Raw genomic sequence first — 25,734 nt, forward strand, 5'->3', positions numbered from 1 at the left:
TTGCGATCAGCTTGCGATTTTTCCGCCGCCCTTGCGCGTAATGGCGACGACAGACGGGCGTGGCGGCATGCCGTCCTTGAAATCCGGCCACCGCGTGTTTGGCGTTTCGAACGTCGAGAGGGCGCCATCGTCCTCGGTTTCGCCGGGGTGCTGGACGGCGACGAAAAACGTTTCGAGGTCCGGCGTGAAGCACGGGCCGCACATCTCGGCTCCGATCGGCACCTGAAAGAAGCAGCGCGCCGTGCCGCGCCCAGGACCTTCCGTTTCGACGGCCCATATTCCGTCGGCGCGTCCGGTCTTCTTCGGGGAGTTTCCGTCGGTCGCGACCCAGAGGCGGCCATCCGCATCCACGGTGCAATTGTCCGGCATGCCGAACCAGCCGTTTTCAGAGGTGGCGGGATTGAACGCGGCGCCGACTTCTGCAACGGCGGGCGATCCACATTTGATGAGGATTTCCCAGGTAAAGGTTGGCGCCGTGTGATCGCCGTCCGCAGGCGTGATCTCAATGATGTGGCCGAAGAGATTTTCAGCGCGGGGATTGGCGGCGTCCGTCTCCGCCGCCTTGCGCTTCGCGTTGTTGGTTAGCATGACGTAGACTTTTCCGGTCTTCGGATTGACGTCCGTATCTTCCGGGCGGTCCATGCGTGTGGCGCCGAGGATGTCCGCGGCGAGGCGGGCGCGGATCAGCACGTCACCCTGATCCTTGAAGCCGTTCGCTTCGCTCAGCCAAACTTGGCCGTCCTTGTTGGGCTGTCCGTGCACGAGGGGCAGCCATTCACCCGTGCCGTCGGCGTGGAAGCGGGCGACCGACAGAAGGCCGGTGTCGAGAAGATCTTTATTGGCGGCGCGGTTCTCTTGGTCGACCTTTCCGTCGGTCACGAAGCGGTAGACGTAGTCGAAGCGCTCGTCGTCACCCTGGTAGACAACGAAGCGGCCGTCGCTGTTTATGATGTTGCCTGCGCCTTCATGCTTGAAGCGGCCGAGCGCTGTGCGCTTCTTCGGCGTCGACGTGGGGTCCATAGGATCGATTTCCACGACCCAGCCGAACCGGTTCGGTTCGTTCGGCTCTTTCAGGACGTCGAAGCGATCGTGGAAGCGGCCCCATGCGTACCACTCGGCCGGAGCGCCGTAACGACGGAGCGCGCGGGCCTCGTCGGTGATCGGTTCGACCGCGCTCTTGCTCCAGAAGTAGCCGTTGAAGTTCTCCTCGCAGGTGAGCCAGGTGCCCCACGGCGTGATGCCGCCAGCGCAGTTGTTGATCATGCCGCGGACGCGCGTTCCCGTGGGATCAGCCGACGTCTTCATGCGCACGTGACCGGCTGCAGGGCCGGAGATCCTGATTTCGGTGTCGGCCGTGATGCGGCGCGCGAACTTCGAGTTGGGAACGGCGGACCATTTGCCGTTCTCCCGCTTGATCTCGATGACCGAGCCGCCGTGGGCCATCATCTCCGCATCGACGATCTCGCGCGTGATGCCGGCGAACGTGTTGTCCTTGTCGCTCCGCGGCGCGAGGCCGGGCAGCATCAGTTCGCCGTTGGTGTACTCGTGATTGACGACGAGGAGGCCGTGGTCCGACCGGCCCTCCAGCGGGATGTATCCGATGAAATCGTTGTTGTAGCCGAACTGCTTCATTTGCGCGGCAGCGTCCGGCTTGCCGGGCGCAAACGGCGGCGCATCCGCGAGGACGGCATCGCCCCAGCGGATCAGGATGTCGGCATCGTATCCTTCGGCGACGTGGTGCGTCTCGGACGCGGGCTGAACCGCAAGCTCGGTGAAATTGAAGGACGTACCCGGTGTCGCCGGTTCGGAACTCGGAGCGGCGGCGAGCGCGTCGGGCCACACGATTTCGGCCGCGACGGTGACAGCGGCAAATCCTTTGACGAGATCTCTGCGCGACAAGCGGGTCGCAATGATGTCGCCAATCGTCGGCGTTATGCTCGGGTTGGAGCCTTTGTTCTCAGCTTCTTCGAACGCGACAGAAGGCGGCAGCGGCGAATGCGACATGGAATGGGTTCCGGAGAGTTCAGATTTAGAACTCCTCTAGCGGGCCTATGTCACTTTCTCATGACGGCGCATCCGCAGCGTTCAAAAGCAAAAAATCCGGAGGGGGTTTGCACACGCACGCCTATAAAATAAACGGTGCATATCTTATCAACATTTCGTTATGGACTTCTTTTTATCTGTTTGATCCTGATCATTTGCAATCGCAACGCACCGTGTTTTAGGCTGCGATCACTAGGATCCGGGCCACGCAGTCCGGATCCCCATGTAGGGAGTTAAGCGATGGGTACTCAAGCGGGCATGGATCCGAACGCTTTTGGTCCGTTCGGCGCACTCTTTCAAAATTACTTTTCAGCTCTTGAGAATTTGGGCCAGATGAAACTGCCGCTGAATGGTGCAGGTTCATTCGGCTTTGATCCGCAAATTGCGGTTTCTCAAGCTACTGCGCCGCTGAAGGCTGCGGCGCGCTGTCAGGTCGAGGTGCTCGGTCTGATGAACCGGCGCACGCAGGCTTACATGCAAGTGCCGACACGCCTCGCGCAGTGCCGCTCACCTCAGGACCTTCTCAACGAGCAGTTGGCGTTCTGGCGGACGGCGGCCGAACAATACCGGACGTGCGCGGTGAAAATCGGTGAGGCTTGCGGACAGGCGCTGCCGTTTTCGCTCTCCGAAGCTGGCAAGTTCGAGCGCGATTACATCAATTTCAACGGCACCGGCTCCAAAGAGAGCAACGCTGTTTCGCCTCGGCAAGATACCGCGGGCAAGCAGCAGCGCCGCGTAGCCTGATAGATCGCGATGGCGATCGGTCAACCCGCCGCATGGTGTGACGGGTTGCGGAGCCGCGGCTTTAAGCGGCTTTAGTTGAGGGCCGTCAGCCCATCGCTAAAGCCCGCGAGCGAGATCGGGATTCCGATGCCCGCTTCCTCGCTCTGGAAGATGATGAAGATTGCGGTCTTGCCGGTTTTGAGCTGCTCGATCAGCTTGTCCTCTACGGTCACCTGCGCGTAGCACGCGAAGGTATGGCAGCGCAGGAACGGCGCGTGTCCAATGTCGACGCCGTCCACCTTGAGGCCGATCCCCGGCGGCAGAAGCACTCCAACAGGCGCAAAGACGCGAAGCACTTTCGTGCCGTTCGAGAACTTTTGGAAATAGATCGTGAGACCGACGTTCTTACGGTCTTCGGCGGTCACGCTTTGGACGAGTGCGCAAATTTCATTCTTGGCACCGGCCGGCGGCGGCTTGCAGACGTACTGCCAATCTCCGTACTGCCCTTTGACTGTGCCACCTGCGAGCTGGGGCGGCAGGGGGGCCTGCTTTGATTCTCCGGCTCCATCGGCTGCGCCTGCAAGTGCGCGTCCGATGGGATTCAATCCCGTGTTCTCCAGTCCCGTTAAGCCAATGCCTAACGCAGTGCACAAGAGGCACAGCATGCCCCTCCGTGCTCTCGACAGGATGCTTGTCAGCCGGCCGACGGGAGTTGCCATGGACGTTGGTCGTTCCTTGATGGGTTCGGATGCTTGCGCCGAAGGGTCCCTGCATTCGGCGCTCGTTGGCACTAGCGCAGTCCGTTCGTCTCGGCGAGGAAAAAGGCCAAAGTGGGACTCGACGGGCTTGCAGCGCACGCTTCTTCACCGCAAAGACTACCTCTCGACGTGAAGTCTCCAGACGGGTGCGATGTTGCGTTGCAATACGGCGATACCCTAAGGAGTGCACATCAACGCGTAGTTATGACGCACAAAACTTGACTTGAGCCGAGTTTGACGATTGTGCTGTGTGTCGGTTTGGGGGGACGCTGCCGAACCCGCGTGCATTCTTGTCGACGGGATGCCGCGAGACGGGGTTGTCGAGTGGTCCCGCCGGCTTGGCGAGTGCCGCCGGGCAAGCGATCGGCAAGATCGAAACGACCGACATCAGGGAGATTCCCGGCACAGTTGCCGGGACACGGAACCGGGGAGCGGATTTAATGCTGAAATGGATTCTAAAATGTGGCCCTCAGGCGGCACTGGCCGGGCTTGTGGCCCTGCTCTTGGCGCCGGCGTCGGCTTTGGCCCAGAACGGCCTTGGCCAGCCGCTCCCCAAGCAGATGGGGTTGCAGCAGGCGGCCACGCCGATCGCTCATGAACTGCACGCTTTCTACGATCTCACGAACACCGTCATCGTTGCGATCACGATCTTCGTTATCATTCTGCTCGGTTACGTGATGTTCCGCTTCCGTGAGAAGAGCAATCCCACCCCCAGCACGACTACGCATCACACGCTGCTCGAAGTGGCCTGGACGGTAATCCCCATCCTGATCCTGGTGGTTATTGCGATCCCTTCGTTCAAGCTCTTGATGAACCAGTACACTTATCCGAAGCCCGATCTCACGATCAAAGCCATCGGCAATGCTTGGTTCTGGGAGCATGAGTATCCGGACTACGGCAACTTCACCATCACGTCGAACATGCTGACCGACGAAGAGGTCGCGGAGCGCAATCAGAAGGGCATTCCTTCGCCGCGTCTTCTCTCGGTGGACAACGAGATTGTGGTGCCGGTGAATAAGGTCGTGCACGTGCTCGTAACGAGCAACGACGTGATCCATAACTGGACGGTGCAGTCCTTCGGCTCCAAGATCGACGCCGTGCCGGGCCGCCTGACCTCGACGTGGTTCCAGTCCGAGAAGGAAGGCATGTTCTACGGCCAGTGCTCGGAGCTCTGCGGTCTCAACCATGCCTTCATGCCGATCGCCGTGCGCGTCGTGAACGAGGGTGTGTTCAACGAGTGGGCCGCCGCTATGCAGGCGAAGGACAAGAAGAAGGCGCGCGAGATCCTCGACAAGGTGGCACTCGAGCAGGCCGGCGTTAAGACGACTGCCGACGCCAGCTCGGCTCAAGCACGCTAGGGCGCGAGAAGGCAGCTGCCTCCGCGGCGGCTGCCTCGCCTGAGCTCAGGAATGGAAACACCCAGGTCAACAAGGGTCACATACAATGGGTAGCACCACCGCACACGCCGGCCACGACGATCACGACCACGCCCCAACGGGCTGGCGTCGTTGGCTCTTCTCGACGAACCACAAAGACATCGGAACGATGTACCTGATCTTCGCGATGATCTCGGGCATCATCGGTGGCGGCTTGTCCGTCGCGATGCGTCTTGAGCTCGCCGAGCCGGGGATGCAGTTCTTCTCTAACCCGCACATGTTCAACGTGTTCGTGACCGGCCATGGTCTCATCATGGTGTTCTTCATGGTCATGCCCGCGACGATGGGCGGTTTCGGCAACTGGTTCGTCCCGTTGATGATCGGTGCGCCCGACATGGCGTTCCCGCGCATGAACAATATTTCGTTCTGGCTGCTGCCGGTCGCGCTCACGCTGCTGCTCATCTCGATGTTCGTCGAGGGACCGTCTGGCATGCACGGCGTCGGTGCCGGCTGGACGATCTATGCACCGCTGTCGACCTCCGGCCATCCCGGGCCGGCCGTAGACTTCGCGATCCTCGCGCTGCACATCGCGGGCGCTTCGTCGATCCTCGGCGCCATCAACTTCATCACCACCATCTTCAACATGCGCGCTCCGGGCATGACGCTGCATAAGATGCCGCTCTTTGCCTGGGCAGTACTGATTACGGCGTTCCTGCTTCTGTTGTCGCTTCCGGTGCTCGCCGGCGCGATCACGATGCTGCTCACGGACCGCAACTTCGGTACGACGTTCTTCTCGCCGGCAGGCGGCGGCGACCCGATCCTGTACCAGCATCTCTTCTGGTTCTTCGGGCATCCGGAAGTCTACATCATGATTTTGCCGGGCTTCGGCATCGTCAGCCACATCATCTCTACGTTCTCGCGGAAGCCCATTTTCGGCTACCTCGGCATGGCCTATGCCATGGTTGCGATCGGTCTCGTCGGCTTCATCGTGTGGGCGCACCACATGTACGCCGCCGGTATCAGCGTGAATACGCAGGCCTACTTCGTGTTCGCAACGATGGTCATCGCTGTTCCGACAGGTGTTAAGATCTTCTCGTGGATCGCCACGATGTGGGGCGGGTCGTTGCAGTTCCGCGTGCCCATGATCTGGGCGCTCGGCTTCATCGTCCTGTTCACAATTGGTGGTGTCACTGGCGTCATGTTGGCCAACGCCGGCGTCGACCGTGCGCTGCACGACACCTACTACGTCGTTGCGCACTTCCACTACGTGCTGTCGCTCGGCGCCGTGTTCTCAATCTTCGCCGGATACTACTACTGGTTCCCGAAGATGACCGGCTACATGTACTCGGAGTTCTGGGGCAAGCTGCACTTCTGGATCACCTTCATCGGTGCGAACGTGCTGTTCTTCCCGCAGCATTTCCTCGGCCTCGCCGGCATGCCGCGCCGCTACGTTGACTATCCGGATGCCTATGCGTTCTGGAACCATGTGTCGTCGATCGGCTCGTACATCACGGCTGTTGGCACGCTGACGTTCTTCATCGGCATCTTTGTGGCGCTCGCACGCAAGGTTCCGGCTGGCAACAATCCGTGGGGTCCGGGTGCAACGACGCTCGAGTGGACCCTGACGTCGCCGCCGGCTTACCACTCGTTCGAGACCCTGCCGCGCATCTCGAGCAGCTCGCACCACTAAGCGAGACCAAGGACGAAGAAGCGGAGACGGAAGCTCCGCTCTTCGTTCCAGTCAGACTATCGTTCCGGTGGGCGGAGAAACCGCCCACCGCCACGTCGAGACCGCAACGAAGAATTGCGTGCATTACCAGCGGGGCTAACTCGCGGCGGGAGGCTTGGAGACAATGGCAGGACTAACAGCGGACAGCGCACTTCACCGCTCGGCTACGAGTTCGGAGCCTTCGGTCGGCGACTTCATCGAACTGATGAAGCCGCGCGTCATGTCGCTCGTGGTGTTTACTTCGCTTGCGGGCCTATTTGCTGCTCCGGGCGAGCTGCACCCTGTTCTCGCCATCATTGCCGTTCTCTGCATTGCCGTCGGCGCAGGTGCGTCCGGCGCGCTCAACATGTGGTACGACGCCGACATCGATGCGCGCATGGCGCGAACGGCTGCGCGCCCCATTCCGCGCGGACGCGTGACACCCGATGAAGCCCTGGCCTTCGGCTCTGTGCTGTCGGTCATGTCGGTTCTGACGCTCGGTGTGCTCGTCAATTGGGTCGCCGGTGGGCTGTTGGCGCTCACGATCGCCTATTACGTCTTTTTCTACACGATGTGGCTCAAGCGCCGGACGCCGCAGAACATCGTCATCGGCGGCGCGGCCGGCTCTTTTCCTCCGATGATCGGCTGGGCGGCGGTCACTGGGACAGTCACCGTCGAAAGCGTCGTTCTGTTCCTCATTATCTTCATGTGGACGCCGCCGCACTTCTGGGCGCTGGCGCTCTATCGTTGCCGCGACTACGAGCGCGTCGGTGTGCCGATGCTGCCGGTTGTGGCGGGTCCCGACGAGACCCGTCGGCAGATCCTGCTCTATTCGCTGTTGCTCACGCCGCTTGCCGTGGTGCCTTACTTCATCGGGCTCGGTGGCATCCTGTACGCGATCACGTCGGTCGTGCTCGGTGCCATTTTCCTCTACCTTGCAGTTAAGGTTTGGCGTGTCCGGGAAGGCCGTGAAGGCGATCACGCGGCGAAGCAGCTCTTCGGGTTTTCGATCTTCTATCTGTTCCTGCTGTTCGCCGTGATCCTCGGCGAGCACCTCGCACTCAGGCTGCTCTAGGGTGCGTGGCGTGGGATACAGCGAAGCACGTGAGGTCATGGTGACGAACGAATTGGATGAGGAACAGAAACGCGTGAAGCGTCAGCGGCTGCGTTCGCTCGCTATCGCACTCGGGCTCGGGTTCCTTGTGCTGCTGTTTTACGCGGCAACGATCGTTCGTATGGGCAACCACGCTAACTAGGCCGGCTATCGGTTGGAGTTGATGTGACGACAGGCAAGCAAAACGACGGAAACGCACCGGCCGGACAGCCGAAGCCGGACCCGGTTCGCCGCGGGACGAACCGCGGTGTCGTTCTGTATTGCCTTGCCGCACTCCTCGCCATGGGTGCCCTGACGTGGGCGGCCGTTCCGCTGTACCGGATCTTCTGCCAGGTGACGGGGTATGGCGGCACGCCGATGCGTGCCGAGAAGGCTCCGGATGCTGCGCTCAACCGGACGATTACAATTCGTTTCGATGCCAATGTGGCGCCGGGCATGCCCTGGGAGTTTCAGCCCGCTCAGCGGACTATCGAGGTCAAGATCGGCGAGAACGCGCTCGCATTCTACAAGGCGCACAATACGTCGGGCGAAACGATCAAGGGCACCGCGAGCTACAACGTTTCTCCCGATGCGGCTGGCGCCTACTTCGGCAAGATTGAATGTTTCTGCTTTACCGAGCAGACGCTCGCTCCAGGCGAAAGCGTTGAGATGCCGCTCTCGTTCTTCGTCGATCCGTCGATGCTCGAGGATCGGGATGCGTCGGCGATCAAGGAAATCACGCTCTCCTATACGTTCTATCAGACGGCTGGCGCGAAAGCCGAGCTCAAGCCGAAGGACGTAAGGCAGGGAGGTTGATGTTTTTTGGGGCGCCGTAATCCGGCGTACCGCGGAAGTCGAGTTCAAGACCCAGGGTCCGATCCAAGCGGTGCCTGGGACTGCGAGACCCCGGAGCTTTCGAGCATCCGGGTTAAACGACGGGCCGAGACACGGATTGGACCATTGGTTCCGGTTCGTGGTGCGGCCGGGGGAACAAGCGAACGGGGACTACGGAGACCGAATATGGCCCAAGCGCACGGCAAGCAACACGACTATCACCTGCTCGATCCGAGCCCATGGCCGCTTGCGGCTTCGCTTTCGGCTTTCGTCACCGCCGTCGGCGCCATCGTCTGGATGCGCTCGCTCGGCGAAGGCGCGGCAGGCCTGTTCGGCATGCACGGTCCGTGGCTTTTCGCGGCTGGCTTTGCTGCTCTCGCGACCGTTGCAGCGCTCTGGTGGCGCGACGTCATCATCGAAGCCAACCGAGGCGATCATACGCCGGTCGTTCAGCTTCATCTTCGCTACGGCGTGCTCCTGTTCATCGCCTCGGAGGTGATGTTCTTCGTGGCCTGGTTCTGGGCCTACTTCGACTTCGCCTTCTTCCCGGCCGACGTGCACACGATCGACAACATGAAAGAAGCTGTCGGCATGGTGCAGCGGAATGAGCTGTTCGGTGGGCAGTGGCCGCCGGTTCCGGTCGAATCCACCGAGGCCGTCATCCCGGCGACGGGTGCTCCGGTCAACGGCTACTTCAAGGGCACGTTCGATCCGTGGGGCATTCCGCTCGTCAATACGCTGATCCTTTTGACCTCGGGCGTGACGGTTACCTGGGCGCACCACGCGCTGCTCAAGAACGATCGCCGCGGCCTCGTTCTCGGCCTGCTGCTTACGGTCTTGCTCGGCCTGATCTTCTCGGGCTTCCAGGCCTACGAGTACATGCATGCTGCCTTCACTTTCGGCGGTCATGCTTATGGCTCGGCCTTCTTCATGGCGACCGGTTTCCACGGCGCACACGTCATCATCGGCACCATCTTCCTGCTGGTGTGCTTGATCCGTGCAATCCGTGGCGCCTTCACGCCGCAGCAGCATTTCGGCTTCGAGGCTGCTGCCTGGTATTGGCACTTCGTCGACGTGGTCTGGCTCTTCCTGTTCGCTGCCATCTACGTGTGGGGTGCTGGCGCCAACGCAGGTGCCGCGCACTAACAAGACCGAAGCAGTCTTGAAACAAGCGGGGGGTCGGGACTTATCAGCCCGGCCCCTTGCTCATTGGATAGGTAACGAGGGCGAGGCCATGACCGGCGAGAGTGCGCATAGGGATGGGGGAAGATCGGTTTCTCCACTTGTTGCGGGACTGCTCGCCCGCTGCCCGCGCTGCGGTCACGGTCCGCTATTCCGCAACGGTCTTCTGCTTCGCTCTGGCTGCACCGGTTGTGGCCTCGACTACAAGTTCATCGATACCGGTGACGGGCCTGCGGTGTTCGCGATCCTGATCCTGGGTTTCGTGGTGCTCGGCTTGGCGCTGTTCGTGGAATTCCGGTATGAGCCGGCGGTCTGGGTTCACGTGGTGTTGTGGGGTCTGCTTACGCCACTCTTGGCCTTCGTCCTTCTGCGCTTTCTGAAGGCGATGCTGACAGCGCTGCAATGGCACCACAAGGCGGAAGAGGGCCGGCTGGCGAAGGACTGACATGGCAACGCCCCAACCTGACGACGTGAAGACGCGTCTCCGCAGCCTCATCCCGGCAACCCTGATGACGGTGTTGGCGCTTCCCCTCCTGATCGGGCTCGGGATCTGGCAGGTCGAACGTCTGGCCTGGAAGGAAGCTTTGATCGCGTCGATCTCGGAGGGCGTTGGAAAAGAGCCTGCGCCGCTCGAGCATCCTGCCGGTGCCTGGAAGTCGCTCAGTGGCAAGGAGTATTGGCCGGTTTCCGTCACCGGTCATTTTCGGCATCAGGACGAGCGCCACCTCTTTGCGACAGACGGCGGCGATTTCGGCTGGCACGTCTATACGCCGTTCGAGACGGAGGGCGGTAACATCGTCTTCGTCAATCGCGGCTTCGTGCCCGATGCACTGAAGAGCTCCTCCAGCCGCTCCGCCGGACAGATCGAGGGCCAGGTGACGGTGCGGGGTCTCCTCCGCAAGCCGGGCGTGAGGGGGTGGTTCGAGCCCGATCCGGATCAGACCCGTAATATGTGGTACTGGCGGGATCTTACGGGCATGACGGCTTCGCTAGGTTCCGAGCAGGATCGGGCCCGCGTTCTACCCCTTTTCATCGATGCGGCGGCTGCGCCGGCCAATCCGGGCGCGTGGCCCAAGGGGGGTGTCACGCGTCTCGACATTCCGAACCGTCATCTCGAATACGCACTGACTTGGTTCGGGCTGGCGGTGACGCTTGTGGCCGTGTTTGCGGCCTTCGCATGGACGCGGCTGCGCGCGCCCCGTTAATCGCGTCCTTTGCTTGATCCCCTGCAAGGGTGCCATTACAGCCATAGATACCGTGTCAGTTATGAATTGCCGGCCGCCACACGCCAGTACCAAATGACGGCGGCGCTACAACCCAGGACATCAGGCTCGTGACCTATATCTCGACCCGGGGCGAAGCTGCCTCTCTCTCGTTTGAGGATGTTTTGCTGCAGGGTCTCGCACGTGACGGCGGGCTCTACGTGCCGCAGGTCTGGCCGACGTTGTCTTCGGACACGATTTCCTCGTTCGCCGGCAAGCCGTTTGCCGAGGTGGCCGTCGAAGTGATGGCCCCGTTCGTCGGAGGCTCCATCGACAAGGCCACGTTGCTTGCCATGGCACGGGAGGCTTATGGCCGGTTCGATCATCTCGCGGTGACCCCGCTCGTGCAGATCGATCGCAACAGGTGGGTGCTGGAGCTCTTCCATGGGCCGACACTGGCGTTCAAAGACGTTGCGATGCAGCTTCTTGCGCGCCTCATGGACCATGCGCTTGCCCGACGCGCTCAGCGCGCGACGATCGTCGGCGCGACGTCGGGTGATACAGGCGGGGCGGCCATCGAGGCCTTCCGATCGTCTAAGCGCGTCGATGTCGTCATCCTGTTCCCGGACGGTCGTGTCTCGGATGTGCAGCGGCGCATGATGACGACGCCGACCGAAGCCAACGTTCACGCGGTAGCGATCAAAGGCACGTTCGACGATTGCCAGGCGCTCGTGAAAGCGATGTTCAACGATCATGCGTTCCGCGATCGCATGAGCCTTTCGGGTGTAAACTCGATCAACTGGGCGCGCATTGTTGCGCAGGTGACCTACTACTTCGTCGCGGCCGCAGCTCTCGGCAGCCCGCACCGGCCGATGAGCTTTGCCGTTCCGACGGGCAATTTCGGCGATATTCTCGCCGGGTGGGTCGCGAAGCGCATGGGCCTTCCGATCGAACGCCTCGTCATTGCGTCGAATGCCAACGACATTCTGCCGCGCGCACACGCTACGGGCTTCTACGAGATGCGCGAGGTCGTCGAGACCTCGTCGCCCTCGATGGACATTCAGATCTCGTCCAACTTCGAGCGCTACCTATTCGAAGCGTCGGGCCGCGATGCCGGTTTCATTCGGGGCATCATGGGCACACTTGCGCAGGGCCGGCGCTTCGAACTCGGACCCACGGCTCAGGCCTTCTCGAACGAGTTCAAAGCGTTTGCCGCCAACGAGACCGACGTCGCCGATGCGATCCGGCGGACAAAGGCCGGTAGCAGCTATCTGATGGATCCGCACACAGCCTGTGGGCTGGTCGCACTCGAACGGTCGGACGTGCCGCCGCAGGTGCCGGGTATCGTGCTTTCGACGGCCCATCCGGCGAAGTTTCCGGATGCGATGGAGCGCATCACGGGCGAACGGCCTGGGCTGCCGCCGCGGCTCGCAACGTTGCTCACGGATCCGGAACGCTTCCCTGTGCTCGAAAACGATCTCGGGGCGGTCAAGGCCTTCGTCGAGGGCACGGTGCGCTCAGCCTCCGCGGGTGCGCTATGACGGAAGAGATCTCGCGGCTCGCGAATGGTCTCACCGTGGTCACCCACACGATGCCCCATCTCGAGACGACCTCGCTCGGCATCTGGGTCGGGGTCGGCTCTCGTCACGAGGCGCTCGAGGAGAATGGCATCTCGCATTTTCTCGAGCATATGTCCTTCAAGGGCACGGCCTCGCGAACGGCGCAGGCGATCGCCGAGGAAATTGAGGCCGTTGGCGGGGAATTGAACGCGGCGACGGGGCTCGAGACGACCGCCTATTTCGCGCGAGTTCTGAAAGGCGACGAAGGCGTCGCGCTCGAGCTGCTGGCCGACATTCTGCTCAATTCGAGGTTTTCTCAGGATGAGCTGGAGCGCGAGCGCGAGGTCATCCTGCAGGAAATTGCCGCGACGCAGGATATGCCGGACGATATCGCTTTCGAGATGATCAACGAGGCCGCATATCCTGGCCAGGCCGTCGGGCGGGCAATCCTGGGACCCGCGGCCAACGTTCGGCGCTTCTCGTCGGCTGATCTTTCCGTGTTCCTCAGGTCCACTTATCGTCCGCAGGACATGGTGTTGGCAGCAGCTGGGGCTATTCACCACGATCCCCTGGTCCGCCACGCTGAAGCCCTATTCGGAGGGCTCACTTCGGATGGAATCAAGAAACAGGAGCGGGCTGACTACCAGGGCGGTACCCGTTGGCATCACAAGCGTTTCGAGCAGAGCCATCTCGTGCTCGCATTCGAGGGACCTTCCTATCACGACCCGGAATATTTTACGGCCCAGGTTTTCTCGGGACTCTTCGGTGGCGGGATGTCGTCCCGCCTCTTCCAAGAGGCCCGGGAGAAAAGGGGGCTTTGCTATTCGATCTACTCATCCGCATGGGGCCTCGGGGACACTGGCCTTCTCGCGGTGCACGCGGCGACAGGAACGGAGCTTATGGCCAGCCTTATCGACGTGACGGGCGCCGAACTGGAGGACGTGGCGCGCAACGGCGCGTCGGCGGCGGAGCTGCATCGTGCGAAAGCCCAGCTCAAGGCCGGGCTGCTAATGAGTCTCGAGTCGTCTTCGGCTCGTGCCGAGCAGATGGCGCGACAGATGTTGATTCACGGACGTATAATCGGAAGCGACGAGCTCATCCGTAACGTCGACGCCGTGAGCATCGAAGATGTCGGTCTTTTCGCGCAGCGTCTTCTCGCGCGCCGACCTTCTGTCGCCGTTGTTGGAGCGGGCAAGGTTTCGGAGCGGCTCGCGGTGCAGGCCGCGCAACGCATGGGCCGCGGTTCGGTCAGCTCGGAGGCACAGACAGCCTGATGGCGTTCCTGAGGGCCGGAAACTCGTCGGAGTGGGCGGTGGTTCAAGGCCGCGGCGTCTGGCTGCGTCCGCCTCAGATGAGCGACTATGGGCCCTGGGCCGAACTCCGCGCCATGAGTCGCGCGCATCTGGTGCCCTGGGAGCCGGCGTGGCCGCGCGATGACCTCACCAAAAGTGCGTACCGGCGTCGCGTCAAACACTACCAACGCGAGGCGCGCGACGACCTCGGCTATGCCTTCCTGATCTTCGAGCCCGAAACGGACCGCCTGATGGGCGGATTGACCCTGTCAAACGTGCGGCGCGGCGTCACCCAGTCGGCCATGCTCGGCTACTGGCTCGGCACACCGTTCGTCGGCAGCGGGCACATGACGGCGGCCGTTCGCGCCGTGCTTCCGCACGCCTTCGAGCCTTTGCGCTTGCACCGCATCGAAGCAGCCGCGCAACCCTCCAACACCCGGTCTGTCAGCGTATTGAGGCGCGCCGGCTTCAGCGAGGAAGGTTTGGCGCGGCGCTATCTCAAGATCAACGGCTCGTGGCAGGACCATCTCCTGTTCGCGATGCTTGCCGAGGATTGGATGATCCGGGGGAGCGGGCCGTGAGTGTGGCGTGGGGGCGGACAGCGCGCGGGCGGATAGCGGCAAGTGTTGTGCAGCAGCTCAGCGCATTCCTGCTCGTGCTCCTCTTGGTGCTGGTCGCGCGTCCGGATCATGCCCTCGCGCTCAAGGCGATCGAGATCGGCTCCGATCAGGGACGCGTCGAGATCACGACGCTCGGCGATCTTTACGAAGCTCGCGGCGACAGCCTGCAGGTCGAGACGGCTGCGGGTGCCGATGGTCTCGCGAGCCGCATGTCCGTTGCCGCGACGACGCCGGGTACCAACCCCAACTGGATCGTCTTCGCCCTCACGAATCCGACAGACAAACCCGTTGAGCGCTGGCTTTCGGCTGAGCGCTACAGCGTGATCGGTTCCGGTGTCGTGTGGCCGGATCTCGATGCGCGGCGTATCGAGGCCGTGACGCCTTCTATCGGCTTCGTGCCCGAGCGCATCAAAAGCGATCGCGCAGATCTCTTCCGCATTACGCTCGAGCCTGGGCAGACCATCACCTATGTGGCCGAGCTCTCGTCCGAGCGCTTCACGCGTCTCCATCTCTGGAAGCCGCTCGACTACGAAATCAAGATCTCGGATCGGCAGCTGTTCAACGGCGTCTTGCTCGGTCTGACGGGCCTGATGGCCATCTTCCTGACCGCGATCTTCGCCGCCAACCATAAGCTCGTGTTTCCGGCCTCTGCGCTCGTCGCGTGGTGTGCGCTCGCCTATCTGTGTGTGGACTTCGGCTTCTTCCACAAGCTGTTTCAGTTGAAGCCTGAGGCGAACGCGGTCTATCGCGCCGCGGCCGAGGCAGCTCTAGCCGCAAGTCTCGTCGTATTCCTTCATGTCTTTCTCCGGCTCGCGTTGTGGCACGGCCTGATCCGGATGCTGATCACGGTGTGGCTGCTCGCGCAGTTCTCGCTTATTGCGGTCGCGATCATCGATCCGCGGCTGGCCGCGACCTTTGCCCGACTGTCCTTCGTCTTCATTGGTCTAACCGGAACCGGTCTCATCCTATTCCTCGCGCTCCGCGGTCAGGATCGCGCCTTGTCGCTTATTCCGACGTGGATCCTGTTCCTGGTCTGGATCTTCGGCGCGGGTGTCGCTCTCACGGGCAAGCTGTCCGGCGACGTTGTCGTCTTCGGCTTGGTCTCGGGGTTGGTTCTGATCCTGCTATCGATTGGTTTTACGGTGACGCAGTACGCGTTCCGGTCGGTCGAGCCGCACTATGGCGCGGCTCCCTCGGAGCTGCAGGCGCGCTCGATTGCGGTCGATGCTTCGGGCGCCGCCGTGTGGGAGTGGAACGCACGGCGCGACGAGGTGAAGGTCAGCACGGCCGTCGAGACGTTGCTCGGGCTCTCTCCGGGCGATCTTTCCACGCGTACCGATGAGTTCATGCGCCATCTGCATCCTTCGGATCGCGAGCGCTTCCGGCTGGCGCTGTTTACGGTTCAAGAGCGCCGCGACGGAAAGATCTGCTGCGATTTCCGCCTGCGGCAGGCCGACAACAACTACCGCTGGTTCGAGCTTGAAGCGGCGGGCGTACCTGGCAGCGATCCGCGCTCCTTTAAGTGCGTGGGTCTGCTGCGCGATGTGACCGACACCAAGCGCGCGCAGGAACGCCTTCTGCACGACGCCGTTCACGACGGTCTGACCGGCTTGCCAAACCGCGAGCTTCTGCTCGACCGGCTCGAGGTCGCGATGGGGCGCGCCAAGTCGGAACCGCAGATTCGTCCGACGGTGCTCATCATCGACATCGACAAGTTCACCAACCTCAATTCGTCGTTGGGATTGGTGCTCGGCGACAGCCTCCTGCTCACCATTGCTCGCCGTCTGCAGCGCCACCTCGGTCCCAATGATACGCTCGGGCGCATCGGTGGCGACCGCTTCGCTCTCATGTTGCTTGCGGACCAGCCCGTGGCCGAACTCGCGCAACACGCTGAGCGGATCCGCCGGTCGCTGCGCTCGCCCATCAAGATCGCTGGACAGGAAATCGTTCTTACGGGCTCGATCGGCATCGCCGTTTACGATGGCGCCGAGACCAGCCACGCGGATCTTCTGAAGAAGGCCGAGATTGCCATGTTCCGAGCCAAGCGCGCCGGAGCGGATCGTATCGAGGTCTTTGCGCCCGAGATGCGAGGCGACCAAGAGGATCGCAACGCGCTTGAGGCGGACCTGCGGCGGGCGATGGAAAAGAACCAGCTCAAGGTTGCCTACTATCCCGTCATCTATTTGCCGACAGAGGAACTGGCCGGTTTCGAGGCCGTTGCGCGCTGGGATCATCCAAAGCTCGGTCCCATCGATCCTGCGGCCTTCGCGCCGTTCTCCGATGACACGGACCTGCTTGCGAAGCTTGGCACCTATCTTCTGCAAAGGGCCGCGCGCGATGTTCTGACTTGGCAGAAGGAGTTTCCGCGTTCCGACACGCCGTTGTTTGCCAGCGTCAATATCTCGTGCCGGCATTTGTTCAGGCAGGACGTCATTCAGGAAGTGCGGCACATCCTTGGACGCACCGTTGTGGCGCGTGGCTCGCTGCGCATCGAGGTGACAGAACAGGTCGTTTTGGAAAATCCCGAGCAAGCCACGGAGTTGCTCGGATGGTTGCGAGGGGCGGGCGCCGAAATCGTTCTTGATGAGTTTGGCACGGGCTACTCGTCGCTGTCCTATCTCGAACGATTGCCCTTCGACACCGTGAAGATCGATCAAGCGATCATGCAGGCCGGCGCCGTGAAGGGGGGCAACGACAGCGTTCTCCTCCGCTCGATGGTGGCGCTTGCCCACGAGCTCGGAAAGAAAGTCCTGGCGAAAGGCGTCGACGCGGCAAACGAGGTCAGTTTCCTACGCTCGATCGGCGCCGAGTACGCGCTTGGGCAGTACTGCGGTGATGCGATCGCGGACGGCGATGTCCTGCAGATGCTCGCGACAGTTCGTGCATCCGAGAACAAGCACAAGCCGGTTGGCGTGTTCCGTCCGAAGAACAAGAAGAAGGCTGCCAAGCAAGCTGCCGCTCACAAGGGGGACGGTGCAGTGCCTGCACAGGCTGGCGAAGCTGCGCCGACTGCGGTTGTCAATGGAAGCGGCGGCGCAGTGCACGTGAATGGCTCGTCGCATCCGAGCCCGACCCATGCGGAGGCTGGATCGGCTTCGCCGCAGCGTCGTGGTCGTGCACGGCCGACTGTAAACAACGGAGTTCCGCCGGAGCCCGTCGTGCCACCACTCGCTGCACAATCTTCGGGTCTGCCGCCCCCGATGAGTCCGTCCAAAGGACCACCGCCGCCCGTTGGCGTCGCGCCCCCTCTGCCGATCGCGGCACAGGCCCCGCTGCATACACGCCTTGCCGATGTTCTTCCTGATGTCGCTGGTTCGCCCGGTGCGGCGCGGCCAATTGGACCCGCGCCCTCACGGCCGCCTCAAGCGGCACCACCTGGGCTCAAGGGGCCTGCTCCAACCGGCCCCCAAGACCTGCCGTTGCGCGGTCCGGCACCGCCACCGCCGCCGCTTTCAAATGGTGCGCCTCCACCGCTCCCGATCGCTGCTGCGTTGCCGGCGCCCGTTCCGCCGATGCCACCGCAATTGCCCGACGTTCCGGCAAAACCCATCCTGGTTCAGCCTGCGCCGCCGCCTGCGTTGGGACCCGCCGCCAATGGACCGGTGCCGTTCCCGCCGCCTTTGAGCACGCCTCCGGCACAGGCTGTCTCTTCCGCGCCTGCTTCACCGCGGCCCGCCGCACCTGTTCGGCCGGCTTCGGTCACACCCGTTCCCTCGCGTGCAGGACCTGCGCGTCCGGAGCCAGATTTCTCCAACCTTCCGCCCGCGATAGCGGAGAGCCTCGCGCGCCTCGCGGGCGTTTCCCGAAAAACCAACTGAGTTAGCTTGAGACGTATGCTGCGCAGGAGCAGTGCTCAGGCGTGCCCGGCATCGCTCACGAGATGCGACGGGTCGACGCCGATCTTGGCGAGTGCGCGCGCGTATTTGTCTTCGACGTCGGTGTCGAAAAGCAAGTTGAGATCGGGTGGGCAATGGAGCCAGCCGTTGGCTTGGATCTCGCTTTCGAGTTGGCCGGCGGACCAGCCTGCATAGCCGAGAGCCAGGATCGCATGAACTGGTCCTTCGCCGGCAGCAATGGCCTTCAAGATATCGATCGATGCAGTGAGGCTGACGTCGCGGTCGATCGGCAGAGTCGACTCCGTCGAGTGGTAGTCCGACGAATGCAGAACGAAACCTCGACCGGTCTCAACCGGACCGCCGACGTGGACATGCCGTTCGAGGATGTCGTTCGAAATGCCGTCTTCAGCGCCCTGCGGAACAATGCCGAGCCGTTCGAGCAGATCCGGGAAGCTGATGTGATCGGCGCGGTGATTGATAATCAGGCCCATTGCGCCGTCATCGGAGTGGGCACACATATAGATGACAGACCGCGCGAACCTCCGATCCGTCATGAGCGGCATGGCCACAAGAAGCTGCCCCTTGAGAAAGGTATCGGTACGTCGTTTTCGTTTCGATTGTGGTGTCATGATCAAGAGAGAGTAGCCCTCGCGGCGGTTATCTGTGAAGCCGCGTTTTCTCGGGTATCTAGAAAGGCCTGCATCCGCACCGCTTTCCGGATAATCCCAGCCGATGTGCTAGTTATGTGTGCACGTTACAGTGCCAGAAAAGGCCAATCCCTCATGAAGGTTCCGCTGTCACCTGTCATTTGTCGCAGCCTCAGATCTATATTTGCTCTTGTTGTGGCGGCTTCAAGCGTAGCGCCGCACGCCTTTGCAGCCAGCTCTCTGTGGGTTCAGGGCCATAAGACGCAAGCGCGGCTTGTTTCGGGGCAAACGGGTGCCGAGCAGGGTGCGACGCGTTTCGCATTCGTTGAAATCGAACTGCAGCCGGGCTGGAAAACCTATTGGCGCACTCCGGGAGATGCCGGAGGGTTGCCGCCTTCGTTCGATTGGTCGAAATCTTCGAATCTTGCGTCGGCGGACGTCAGGTATCCGGCTCCGCAGCGTTTCACAGACAAGTCGGGCAATACGATCGGCTATGACGGCGGGCTTGTGCTTCCCGTCGTTCTCACTCCCGAGAGCGCAGAGAAACCGATCTCCCTCGTTGCCGAGCTCCACTACGGCATCTGCAAAGACATCTGTATTCCGGTCGAACTCGAACTCGCCCTCGACATACCGGCAAAGCCGGCCGAAGCGGCTTCTCAGGAAGCGCTCGAAGCGCTCGCCAGCGTTCCGCGCGCCCAAGATCAGCTCAAGCCCGGTGATCCAGTGCTGCTGCGCGCTCAATCGGAATTGACGGGGGCCGTCCCCAAAATAACGGTCGAAGCCCGTTTTCCTCAAGGAGCCGAGGGCGCTGATGCCTTCCTCGAAGCGCCAGACGGCCTTTTTCTCCCGCTTCCTGAGAAGGTGGGCGATCCGAAGGGCGGACAGGTAACGTTCGAGGCTGCGCTGGGTCCCGACGTCGATCTTGAAGCGCTCAAGGGCAAGCCGATCACCGTTACGCTGGTTGGTGAAACCGGATCTTCGTTCGCGACTTTTCCCGCCCAGTAGGGCCGGGCCGCAGCGCCCATGCTGCCGACGGCAAATCCTATCCCGAATTCACATGCAGGAGAGAACCGATGACCATCAAAGTTGGCGACAAGCTGCCGGATGCCAAGTTCGCGGTGATGGGGGAGGGGGGCCCGAAGCCCGTATCGACGCGCGAGCTGTTCGACGGAAAGACGGTCGTGCTCTTTGCCGTGCCGGGTGCCTTCACGCCGACCTGCAGCGAGCAGCACCTTCCAGGTTTCATCGGCGCTCTCGACGCACTCAAGGCAAAGGGCGTGTCCACGATCGCGTGTACGGCGGTCAATGACGTGTTCGTTCTCAACGCCTGGTCCAAGGCGCGCGGCGCCGATGGCATCACCATGCTCGCCGATGGGAACGCCGATTTCGCGAAAGCGTTGGGTCTCAACGTTGATCTTACACCGTTCGGGCTCGGCACACGCTCCCAGCGATACGCAATGATTGTCGAGGACGGGGTGGTAAAATATCTCGCGATCGAAAACAGTCCTCCTGAGCATGTTAACGCTACGGCGGAGAAGGTTCTTGCGTCTTTCTAAGTAAAACTCGCTCACAAATACTTCGAAAATACTTGGTTGCGCTGCATCCAGACTTGGTTGCGGCGACGTGGACATATTGCCGCGCTTGCGTTCCGTTTCCTTGTTTCTGCCCTTTGCTCATGCGACTGGCGCTGTGTTCAGTAAGCTTTCAGTAAGCATATGTAGGGGACCTAAGAGATGAGAAAGAACGTATTCGCCGTGGCGGCGACTCTTTTGGTGTTCGCCGGCGCGACGTCTGCCGATGCGCGTCCGTCTCGCGAGCACGCCCACGACAGCTGGAATCCTTTCGTTCAGCATTCTTCTTCCTCCGTTGCCGAGCGGGGCGAGCGCGCAGCGCCGCGTTCCGCCAAGAGGCAGCGCACCGCGTCGCGCAACCGTGGTCAGCACGTGCGCTACGCTGCGCGCCGCCACACCGCGGAGGCGTCCTATTCCTCGAGCGGCAGCCACGGCGCTGGTCCGCGTCCCCGCGCCTGGTGCGGCTGGTGGATGCGCACACAACGCGGCGGCGGCGCTCACCTGAACCTCGCCTGGAACTGGAGCAAGTGGGGCAGCCCGAGCGGTCCGCAGGTCGGCGCAGTGGTCGTCTGGCGCCATCACGTCGGCGAGATCGTCGGCCGCGCTTCGAACGGCCAGTGGCTCGTTCGCTCCGGCAACGACGGCGGCGCAGTCCGCACGCGCGCCCGTTCGGTCGCTGGAGCCGTGTTCCGCATGGGCTAAGGCTACTTGGCCTAAGCATCGGACAAAAGGCCGCCAACCGGCTCCCGGTTGGCGGCCTTTGTGTTTCAGTGGCTGTGGGATTAGCGCGTGGCCTTGAACTCGGCCATGCCTTCACGGGCCAATTCGTCGGCGCGCTCGTTCTCCGGGTGACCGGCATGGCCCTTCACCCAGTGCCACGTGACGCGATGCTGGCCCAGGGCCTTCTCAAGGCGCTGCCACAGCTCGACATTCTTTACGGGCTTCTTGTCGGCCGTCCGCCAGCCGTTTTTCTTCCAGCCGTGAATCCAGCTCGAGATGCCATTCCGGACATAGGAGCTGTCCGTATAGAGGTCGGCTTCGACCCCTACCTTCAACGCCTCCAGCGCTGAAATGGCGGCCATCAGCTCCATGCGGTTGTTGGTCGTCTGGGCCTCGCCGCCTTTGATCTCCTTGCGGTGATCGCCCCAGATCAAAATAGCGCCCCAGCCTCCCGGCCCCGGATTCCCGGAGCAGGCGCCGTCCGTATAGATCTCGATCGACTTCTTGTCGCTCATGACGCGGCCTCCAGTCCGTACTCGCTCGGCGACTTCACCTCCTGATGGAAGCGAAGCCGGCGGACGTAGGCGTTCGGGTCATGCGGTTTCACGAGCGCGTTGCGGTCGGTGTGCAGCCAATCGTGGGCGCGAGTCAGCAGAAAGCGCAGGGCGGCTCCGCGGGCGAGCACCGGGAAAGCCAGGCGTTCGGCGGCCGTGAGAGGCCGGACCGCCTGATAGGCCGCCAGCAAGGCGCGGCTCTTCGTGGCGTTGAACGAAAAATCGGGCTCGAAGCACCACGCATTGAGACAGATGGACAAGTCGTAGGCCCAGGAGTCATTGCAGGCGAAATAGAAGTCGATGAGGCCCGAGAGGTTCTCGCCGATGAAGAACACGTTGTCCGGAAACAAATCCGCGTGGATGACACCCGACGGGAGATCCCTGGGCCATGCGCGGTCAAGATAGGCCAGCTCGTAGGCGATCAGATCGCCGAGGCCGCGGGCGATCTCGTCGGCGCGTGCGGCGATGCGGTCGTACAGGTCATGCCAGCCTTCGAGACTGAGGGCGTTCGTTCTCTTCATCGCGAAGTCCTTGCCCGCGAGATGAAGACCGGCGAGGGCCTGGCCAACGGCTGTACAGTGAACCGCTCGCGGGCGTCGCGGCCAGACACCTTCCAGGAAGGTGACAACCGCAGCCGTGCGATCTGAGATTTCGCTCAGCACCTGACCTTGCTTGTTGTGGACCGGAAGGGGGCACCGGATGCCGCGCTGATTGAGGTGCTCAAGCAGCCCTAAAAAGAACGGAAGGTCCCGTGTGTCGACGCGACGTTCGTAAAGCGTGAGGATGAAGGTGCCCTCACTGGTGTGGACCATGTAGTTCGTGTTCTCGACGCCCTCGGCGATGCCCTTGTAGGAGAGCAACTCGCCGAGACCGTAGTCTGCGATGAGGCGCGAAAGCTCGTCGTCCGTCACTTCCGTATAAACGGCCATTGGGTTTTCTTTTCGGGTCTGGAACGATGGGGCCGATCAGGCGGCGGGCTCACGCAACTCGCGAGGGACGTTGAAGGCAATGCGTTCGTTGGCAGTCGTTACCTGATCGACGGAAATTTCGAAACGCTCGCGGAGCGCCTGGAGCACTTCGTCAACCAGCGTTTCCGGGGCTGATGCGCCGGCCGTGACGCCTACCGCCTCGATGCCGTCGAAGAGATCCCATGGGATGTCAGCCGCGCGCTGGATAAGAATGGCTTTCGGACAGCCCGCGCGTTCGGCCACTTCGACGAGACGCAACGAATTGGACGAGTTCGGAGCCCCGACGACGATGGTCAGGCCAACCTTGCCGGCAATCGCTTTGACTGCGGCCTGCCGGTTGGTCGTGGCGTAGCAGATGTCCTCTTTGTGCGGACCGACGATGGCCGGGAAGCGCCGCTTGAGTATGGCGACAATCTCGGCGGTATCGTCGACGGACAGTGTTGTCTGCGTGACGTAGGCGAGGCGGCCAGGATCTTCGGCTTCGAAAGATTCAGCCTCGGCGGCGGTCTGAATTAGGGTTACCGAGCCGGGCGGGAGCTGCCCGGTGGTTCCCTCGACCTCGGGATGGCCGGCGTGGCCGATCAATACGATCTTCCGGCCTTCGGCGTGGTGGCGGCTCGCTTCCATGTGGACTTTGAAAACGAGAGGGCAGGTGGCGTCGATCGCGAAAAGATTTCGAGATTTCGCGGCCAAGGGAACGGACTTCGGCACGCCGTGTGCTGAAAAGATCACAGGCTGATCCGTCTCCGGGATCTCGTTGAGTTCTTCCACAAAAACGGCACCTTTGGCCTTCAAGGACTCGACCACGTATCGGTTATGGACAATCTCGTGGCGCACATAGACAGGGGCGCCAAATTTGGCCAAGGCAAGCTCGACGATCTGGATTGCGCGATCCACGCCGGCGCAGAAGCCGCGCGGGGCCGCCAAGAGGACGTTCAAGGCCGGTCGGTGTCCGGCGCTGGAAGGGGGCATTTGAGCGTGTCCTCGGATGGTGTGGGTCAAGGCAGAGCGGCCACTATGTGGTTCGAGACAAGGATGATAGAGCTTGAGTCGGTGGTCCTGGAAGAATAGCGGCGCGACAGGGTGGGGGCACCCGCGCGACGATCGAACAGGGTTCGGGGATTATGCGGATCGGAGCGGAATGGCGCAATCCGTCATGAGGCAGCTCTCGGGGGCCATTGGAGTCGCAGCTGCGCTCGCCGCAGCCGTTTCGCTCGGCGGATGCGGCATGTCTTCCGTCACGTCAGGACTTGGGACGAGTATCCTGGGCGGCGGCTCGGCCAGTGCCGAGCCCACGGGCGTCAGTGAGCAGGATCTGATCGCCGCAGCCAAGGCGGGCGGCGATGGTGCTCCCCAATTTGCGGGCGGCGACTCACAGCCGGGTTGCCCGCGCTTCGTCACGTGGCCACGCGACAGCTATCTCACAATTTACGAGCCTGGCCGGGTTGGCGACGGCCTTGCCATCATGCATCGCGGCGAGATTACCAAGACGGCTCGCGAATGCTCGATGAACGGCACGCAGGTGACCGTGAAGTATGGCTTCTCGGGACGTATCCTGCTTGGACCGCGCGGTCAGTCGGGTCCGATCACCTTGCCGATCAACGTCTTCGTGACGGATGCCAAGCGCGAGCGGATCACGACGGACAAGCTTCGGGTTGATGCGACGGTCGCGGTCGAAAATCCGATCGGCTATTTCTCAGCTGTGCGGACTGTCACGTTCAACGTGCCGGAAGGTGCGCGGCCCGGCGAGTTCGAGGTCTATGTGGGCTTCGACCGCAACACCCCGAACGCGGGCTGATTATCGCGATCTTCAAAGGCAACGAATTGGATCGGGCTGATCGGCTCGCATGGGCGATCTAGCGATCGCGAACGCGCCTGATCTAGATCAATGTGCAGTCACCAGCGGTCCGCGATCGTAGACCGATGCAAGACCCTCTGCCGTTCACCCTCGCAGTTCTCGCCATATTGGGCACGCCTGGCCCGACCAACACTTTGCTGGCCTCATCCGGCGCCCTCGTCGGTGTGCGTCGATCATTGGTGCTTATTGGCGCGGAGCTCGCAGGGTACGCGCTAGCGATCGCCGGCCTCCACGCAGTGCTTGGACCATTGCTCGGCGCATATCCAGAGATCAAAACGGCGTTGCGCCTTCTCGTTGGCGCCTATCTGCTCGTTGCAGCTCGCGAGCTGTGGTTGCGGCAAGACGAACCGATGGGGTGTGCCCGGCCCGTCGGCTTAAATCGCGTGTTTATAACGACGCTGCTCAACCCCAAGGCCATCGTGTTTGCATTCGGAGTCATTCCACTTTCGCAGCCCAATGCGGCAGCCTATGTCGCCGCATTTCTGGGCATGGTCGTTGTGGTGGCGTCCGCTTGGATCGTTTTTGGAACGCTCGTCGGCCGGATGGTGTCGATGTCGGCACCGCGTATCGTTCCTCGTGTGTCGGCCGCTGTGCTCACGTGCTTTGCGGGACTGATCGCCGTCGGCGGCTGATGCGTTCGAAACAAAAAAAGCCGGGCGATGAGGCCCGGCTTTCGCATTGTTCTTGTCGAGAAGCTTAGTTCAGCTTGCTCTTGAGATCGCGGATGGCGTTGTCGGCGAGCGAGACGGCGGCTTCACCCGCGATCTTTGCCTTCAAGATCGCTTCGGATGCCTTCACCGCTAGATCGACAGCGGCAGCGCGAACGTCGCTCACTGCCTGCGCCTCGGCACGGGCAATCTTCTCCTCCGCGGACTTGGTGCGGCGCTCGACCTGCTCGGCCAGAGACTTGCGAGTTTCAGAGGCCAAAGCCTCGGCTTCCCGCTTGGCGGCGTCGATGATCGACTTGGCCTCGTCTTCTGCTTCGCGTGCCTTGCGCTGATAGTCGGCCAGCAGCTGCTGAGCCTCCTCGCGCAGGCGGCGGGCCTCATCGAGCTCGGTACGGATTGCGGCTGCCCGCTGGTCGAGTACTTTGCCGATCAGGCCGGGTACACCCTTCCAGATGAACACAGCCATCAACAGCAGGAACGAGATCAGGACCCAGAATTCGGGATTCGCTGGGTTCAGCATGA

General features: G+C 62.1%; 25 protein-coding genes. 18 read left to right on the forward strand and 7 right to left on the reverse strand.

The window, feature by feature from the left end; genetic code table 11:
- Positions 1–6: 6 nt before the first annotated feature.
- Positions 7–2,004: a PhoX family phosphatase gene (locus VHO05_RS11775; protein ID WP_329646773.1), complete on the reverse strand. Its 1,998-nt coding sequence runs from the start codon at positions 2,002–2,004 to the stop codon at positions 7–9.
- 279 nt (positions 2,005–2,283) lie between these two features.
- On the opposite strand from VHO05_RS11775, the gene VHO05_RS11780 reads away from it, so the two are divergent.
- Positions 2,284–2,787 carry a hypothetical protein gene (locus VHO05_RS11780; protein ID WP_329646774.1) on the forward strand — a complete coding sequence of 168 codons (504 nt, stop codon included), beginning with the start codon at positions 2,284–2,286 and terminating at the stop codon, positions 2,785–2,787.
- Positions 2,788–2,858: 71 nt separating this feature from the next.
- Here the strand turns inward: VHO05_RS11780 and VHO05_RS11785 are convergent, their stop codons facing one another.
- Entirely contained in the window at positions 2,859–3,371 is a 513-nt protein-coding gene (locus VHO05_RS11785; RefSeq protein WP_329646775.1) for an invasion associated locus B family protein, read from the reverse strand.
- Between the two features lie 593 nt (positions 3,372–3,964).
- Between VHO05_RS11785 and coxB the strand changes: the two genes are divergently transcribed.
- The 12 genes from coxB to VHO05_RS11845 all read left to right on the forward strand — a co-directional run bounded on the left by coxB (position 3,965) and on the right by VHO05_RS11845 (position 18,208).
- Positions 3,965–4,882 (forward strand): cytochrome c oxidase subunit II, encoded by a 918-nt coding sequence (gene coxB / locus VHO05_RS11790; RefSeq protein ID WP_414653777.1) that lies wholly within the window; start codon positions 3,965–3,967, stop codon positions 4,880–4,882.
- An 85-nt stretch (positions 4,883–4,967) separates the two neighbouring features.
- Positions 4,968–6,590: a cytochrome c oxidase subunit I gene (ctaD, locus tag VHO05_RS11795; protein ID WP_329646777.1), complete on the forward strand. Its 1,623-nt coding sequence runs from the start codon at positions 4,968–4,970 to the stop codon at positions 6,588–6,590.
- A gap of 163 nt (positions 6,591–6,753) precedes the next feature.
- Positions 6,754–7,683 (forward strand): heme o synthase, encoded by a 930-nt coding sequence (locus tag VHO05_RS11800; RefSeq protein ID WP_329646778.1) that lies wholly within the window; start codon positions 6,754–6,756, stop codon positions 7,681–7,683.
- Between the two features lie 10 nt (positions 7,684–7,693).
- Entirely contained in the window at positions 7,694–7,864 is a 171-nt protein-coding gene (locus VHO05_RS11805; RefSeq protein WP_329647538.1) for a hypothetical protein, read from the forward strand.
- 23 nt (positions 7,865–7,887) lie between these two features.
- Entirely contained in the window at positions 7,888–8,517 is a 630-nt protein-coding gene (locus VHO05_RS11810) for a cytochrome c oxidase assembly protein (RefSeq protein ID WP_329646779.1), read from the forward strand.
- A gap of 204 nt (positions 8,518–8,721) precedes the next feature.
- Entirely contained in the window at positions 8,722–9,681 is a 960-nt protein-coding gene (locus tag VHO05_RS11815) for a cytochrome c oxidase subunit 3 (protein ID WP_329646780.1), read from the forward strand.
- A gap of 88 nt (positions 9,682–9,769) precedes the next feature.
- Complete coding sequence (locus VHO05_RS11820; protein ID WP_329646781.1) at positions 9,770–10,162, forward strand: DUF983 domain-containing protein; 393 nt, start codon at positions 9,770–9,772, stop codon at positions 10,160–10,162.
- 1 nt (position 10,163) lies between these two features.
- Complete coding sequence (locus VHO05_RS11825; protein ID WP_329646782.1) at positions 10,164–10,922, forward strand: SURF1 family protein; 759 nt, start codon at positions 10,164–10,166, stop codon at positions 10,920–10,922.
- Between the two features lie 128 nt (positions 10,923–11,050).
- On the forward strand, positions 11,051–12,460 hold the full coding sequence (gene thrC / locus VHO05_RS11830; RefSeq protein WP_329646783.1) for a threonine synthase: 1,410 nt from the start codon (positions 11,051–11,053) through the stop codon (positions 12,458–12,460).
- A complete protein-coding gene (locus VHO05_RS11835) occupies positions 12,457–13,752 on the forward strand; it encodes a pitrilysin family protein (protein WP_329646784.1) in 1,296 nt (431 codons plus the stop codon). Before thrC ends, VHO05_RS11835 begins: the two co-directional genes overlap by 4 nt.
- The gene (locus tag VHO05_RS11840) at positions 13,752–14,351 is read left to right on the forward strand and encodes a GNAT family protein (RefSeq protein ID WP_329646785.1); all 600 of its coding nucleotides are present in this window, start codon (positions 13,752–13,754) and stop codon (positions 14,349–14,351) included. Before VHO05_RS11835 ends, VHO05_RS11840 begins: the two co-directional genes overlap by 1 nt.
- Complete coding sequence (locus tag VHO05_RS11845) at positions 14,348–18,208, forward strand: EAL domain-containing protein (protein WP_329646786.1); 3,861 nt, start codon at positions 14,348–14,350, stop codon at positions 18,206–18,208. Before VHO05_RS11840 ends, VHO05_RS11845 begins: the two co-directional genes overlap by 4 nt.
- Positions 18,209–18,243: 35 nt before the next feature.
- Here the strand turns inward: VHO05_RS11845 and VHO05_RS11850 are convergent, their stop codons facing one another.
- On the reverse strand, positions 18,244–18,855 hold the full coding sequence (locus VHO05_RS11850; protein WP_329647515.1) for a YqgE/AlgH family protein: 612 nt from the start codon (positions 18,853–18,855) through the stop codon (positions 18,244–18,246).
- Between the two features lie 213 nt (positions 18,856–19,068).
- On the opposite strand from VHO05_RS11850, the gene VHO05_RS11855 reads away from it, so the two are divergent.
- From VHO05_RS11855 to VHO05_RS11865, 3 genes are all read left to right on the forward strand, one after another.
- Positions 19,069–19,878, forward strand: a complete 810-nt coding sequence (locus tag VHO05_RS11855) for a protein-disulfide reductase DsbD domain-containing protein (protein WP_329646787.1) — start codon at positions 19,069–19,071, stop codon at positions 19,876–19,878.
- Positions 19,879–19,946: 68 nt separating this feature from the next.
- A complete protein-coding gene (locus tag VHO05_RS11860; protein ID WP_329646788.1) occupies positions 19,947–20,429 on the forward strand; it encodes a peroxiredoxin in 483 nt (160 codons plus the stop codon).
- Positions 20,430–20,606: 177 nt separating this feature from the next.
- The gene (locus VHO05_RS11865; protein WP_329646789.1) at positions 20,607–21,146 is read left to right on the forward strand and encodes a hypothetical protein; all 540 of its coding nucleotides are present in this window, start codon (positions 20,607–20,609) and stop codon (positions 21,144–21,146) included.
- Between the two features lie 80 nt (positions 21,147–21,226).
- Here VHO05_RS11865 and rnhA read toward each other — a convergent pair whose 3' ends face one another.
- The 3 genes from rnhA to ispH are packed head-to-tail and all read right to left on the reverse strand — an operon-like array spanning position 21,227 to position 23,658.
- Positions 21,227–21,679: a ribonuclease HI gene (gene rnhA / locus VHO05_RS11870; RefSeq protein ID WP_329646790.1), complete on the reverse strand. Its 453-nt coding sequence runs from the start codon at positions 21,677–21,679 to the stop codon at positions 21,227–21,229.
- Entirely contained in the window at positions 21,676–22,647 is a 972-nt protein-coding gene (locus VHO05_RS11875; protein WP_329646791.1) for a homoserine kinase, read from the reverse strand. Before VHO05_RS11875 ends, rnhA begins: the two co-directional genes overlap by 4 nt.
- A gap of 36 nt (positions 22,648–22,683) precedes the next feature.
- The gene (ispH, locus tag VHO05_RS11880; RefSeq protein WP_329646792.1) at positions 22,684–23,658 is read right to left on the reverse strand and encodes a 4-hydroxy-3-methylbut-2-enyl diphosphate reductase; all 975 of its coding nucleotides are present in this window, start codon (positions 23,656–23,658) and stop codon (positions 22,684–22,686) included.
- Positions 23,659–23,827: 169 nt separating this feature from the next.
- Between ispH and VHO05_RS11885 the strand changes: the two genes are divergently transcribed.
- Positions 23,828–24,484, forward strand: a complete 657-nt coding sequence (locus tag VHO05_RS11885; protein WP_329646793.1) for a hypothetical protein — start codon at positions 23,828–23,830, stop codon at positions 24,482–24,484.
- A 125-nt stretch (positions 24,485–24,609) separates the two neighbouring features.
- Positions 24,610–25,176: a LysE family translocator gene (locus tag VHO05_RS11890; RefSeq protein ID WP_329646794.1), complete on the forward strand. Its 567-nt coding sequence runs from the start codon at positions 24,610–24,612 to the stop codon at positions 25,174–25,176.
- A gap of 64 nt (positions 25,177–25,240) precedes the next feature.
- Here VHO05_RS11890 and atpF read toward each other — a convergent pair whose 3' ends face one another.
- The gene (atpF, locus tag VHO05_RS11895; RefSeq protein ID WP_329646795.1) at positions 25,241–25,732 is read right to left on the reverse strand and encodes a F0F1 ATP synthase subunit B; all 492 of its coding nucleotides are present in this window, start codon (positions 25,730–25,732) and stop codon (positions 25,241–25,243) included.
- Positions 25,733–25,734 lie beyond the last annotated feature (2 nt).

Source organism: Hyphomicrobium sp., from assembly GCF_036262015.1.
GTDB lineage: Bacteria > Pseudomonadota > Alphaproteobacteria > Rhizobiales > Hyphomicrobiaceae > Hyphomicrobium_C.